1 rRNA gene is annotated in these 3,123 nt (G+C 51.2%); it reads right to left on the bottom strand.

The features are described 5' to 3' along the window. Window positions 1–13: 13 nt before the first annotated feature. Window positions 14–2,908: ribosomal RNA gene (locus DXB15_RS12970) — 23S ribosomal RNA — on the bottom strand. Window positions 2,909–3,123 lie beyond the last annotated feature (215 nt).

The following is a 3,123-nucleotide window of genomic DNA, read 5'->3' as shown; positions in this document are numbered from 1 at the left end:
TCATTTCAACCTTTTGGTCAAGCCCTCAAACGATTAGTAACAGTCAGCTCCATGTGTTACCACACTTCCACCTCTGCCCTATCTACCTCGTACTCTTCAAGGGTTTTTACTCCTTTAAAAGGATGGGATATCTCATCTTGGGGGGGACTTCACGCTTAGATGCCTTCAGCGTTTATTCCTTCCGGACTTGGCTACCCGGCGATGCCATTGGCATGACAGCCGGTACACCAGTGGTCCGTCCAGCCCGGTCCTCTCGTACTAAGGCCAGCTCCCCTCAGATATCCTACGCCCGCGCCGGATAGGGACCGAACTGTCTCACGACGTTCTGAACCCAGCTCGCGTACCGCTTTAATGGGCGAACAGCCCAACCCTTGGGACCTGCTACAGCCCCAGGATGCGATGAGCCGACATCGAGGTGCCAAACCACTCCGTCGATGTGAACTCTTGGGAGTGATAAGCCTGTTATCCCCAGGGTAGCTTTTATCCGTTGAGCGATGGCAATCCCACTTTATGCCACCGGATCACTAAGTCCTACTTTCGTACCTGCTCCACCCGTCGGTGTCGCAGTCAGCCTCCCTTCTGCCTTTGCACTCTTCTAATGGTTTCCGACCATTATGAGGGAAACTTTGAGCGCCTCCGATACCCTTTCGGAGGCGACCGCCCCAGTCAAACTCCCCGCCTGGCATTGTCCCACCGCCGGATCACGGCGGCTGGTTAGAAACCCGATATTGCAAGGGTGGTATCCCAACAGCGCCTCCCCTGAGACTGGCGTCCCAGGTTCTTAAGCTCCCACCTATCCTGTACATGCAATACCAGGCTCCAGTACCAAACTGGAGTAAAGCTCCATGGGGTCTTTCCGTCCTGGCGCGGGTAACCAGCATCTTCACTGGTACTTCAATTTCACCGGGTGCATTGTCGAGACAGCGCTCAAATCATTACGCCTTTCGTGCGGGTCGGAACTTACCCGACAAGGAATTTCGCTACCTTAGGACCGTTATAGTTACGGCCGCCGTTTACTGGGGCTTGGATTCAAAGCTTCGCTTGCGCTAACCTCTCCTCTTAACCTTCCAGCACCGGGCAGGCGTCAGCCCATATACATCACCTTACGGTTTCGCATAGACCTGTGTTTTTGCTAAACAGTTGCTTGAGCCTATTCTCTGCGGCCCACTTGCGTGGGCACCCCTTCTCCCGAAGTTACGGGGTCATTTTGCCGAGTTCCTTGACAATGCTTCTCCCGCCGGCCTTAGGATTCTCTCCTCATCCACCTGTGTCGGTTTACGGTACGGGCGCATGGCAAACAATAGCGGCTTTTCTCGACAGGAGGGGGCACATGCTTCGCTACTTCATTTCGCTCCACATCACGGCTTCGTCTTATGCACAGCGGATTTGCCTGCTGTGCGACTACCTCGCTTGTACCGGACTTTCCATTTCCGGCCCATGTTTCCCTCCCGTGTCCCCACAGTTCTGTTACCATGCGGTACAGGAATATCAACCTGTTGTCCATCGGCTACGCTTTTCAGCCTGACCTTAGGTCCCGACTTTCCCAGGGCAGATCAGCTTTACCCTGGAGACCTTGGATATTCGGCCACAAGGATTCTCACCTTGTTCTCGCTACTCATTCCGGCATTCTCTCTTCTTAGCACTCCACAGCTCCTTACGGTACTGCTTCTTCGCGTTAAGAATGCTCCTCTACCAATGACTATGTCATTCCTGAGCTTCGGTGGCATGTTTTAGCCCCGGACATTTTCGGCGCAGGACCTCTCGACTAGTGAGCTGTTACGCACTCTTTGAATGAATGGCTGCTTCTGAGCCAACATCCTAGTTGTCTTAGAGATCCCACATCCTTTTCCACTTAACATGCACTTTGGGACCTTAGCTGCAGGTCTGGGCTCTTTCCCTTTTGACTATCCAACTTATCTCGTATAGTCTGACTCCCGTTCATCATCTGTATGGCATTCGGAGTTTGATATCCCTTAGTAAGCTTTGACGCCCCCTTGGGAATTCAGTGCTCTACCTCCACCAGACTAAAACGAGGCTAGCCCTAAAGCTATTTCGAGGAGAACCAGCTATCTCCGGGTTCGATTGGAATTTCTCCGCTATCCACACCTCATCGCCACCCTTTTCAACGGATGTGCGTTCGGTCCTCCATTGCCTTTTACGGCAACTTCAACCTGGACATGGATAGGTCACCCGGTTTCGGGTCTGCACACACTGACTGACGCGCCCTATTAAGGCTTGGTTTCCCTGCGGCTCCGGGACTTCATCCCTTAACCTTGCCAGTATGCACAACTCGCCGGACCGTTCTACAAAAAGTACGCCGTCGGGCATATAAAGCCCTTCGACAGTTTGTAAACACAGGGTTTCAGGTTCTCTTTCACTCCCCTCCCGGGGTCCTTTTCACCTTTCCTTCACAGTACTATGCGCTATCGGTCACTAAGTAGTATTTAGCCTTACGGGGTGGTCCCCGCTCCTTCCATCAAGGTTCCACGTGTCTCGATGTACTCTGGATACTGCCATGCTGAATCACTTTTCGCTTACGGGGCTTTCACCCTCTCCGGCTGGCTTTCCCAAAACCATTCTGCTAAGCTCTTCAGATCAATTATGCAGTCCGAACCCCATGGTGCACGCACCATGGTTTGGGCTCTTCCGCGTTCGCTCGCCGCTACTTACGGAATCGATTGTTTCTTTCTCTTCCTCCGGCTACTTAGATGTTTCAGTTCACCGGGTTCCCCTCCATACGTTATGGATTGGCGTATGGATACATGAGGTGTTCTCATGTGGGTTTCCCCATTCAGAAATCTGCGGGTCAATGGATATTTGCTCCTTACCGCAGCTTATCGCAGCTTATCACGTCTTTCATCGGCTCTTAGTGCCAAGGCATCCACCCTGCGCTCTTCTTCGCTTGACCTCTGCATAAGATTTTCATCTTACGGTCTGATAACAGTTCGTATATAGCGTTATACTCTGTTATCGCTTTGTTGAAATTGAATTCATTTAAATCAATTAAATTGAGTTATTTGCATTTAATCTCGGATGTCTTGATATATCTGAGGTGTCACATCTTTCGATGTTCCACTTCTTTTAGATCAATCACTTATCTGTATGAAGTTTTCAAGGTACATA

Origin of the sequence: Roseburia sp. OM02-15 (genome assembly GCF_003481835.1) — a bacterium.
Classification (GTDB): Bacteria; Bacillota; Clostridia; order Lachnospirales; family Lachnospiraceae; genus Eubacterium_I; species Eubacterium_I ramulus_A.
The sequence above is the reverse complement of the archived record's forward strand: the minus strand, read 5'-3'. Positions and strand labels throughout refer to the sequence as shown.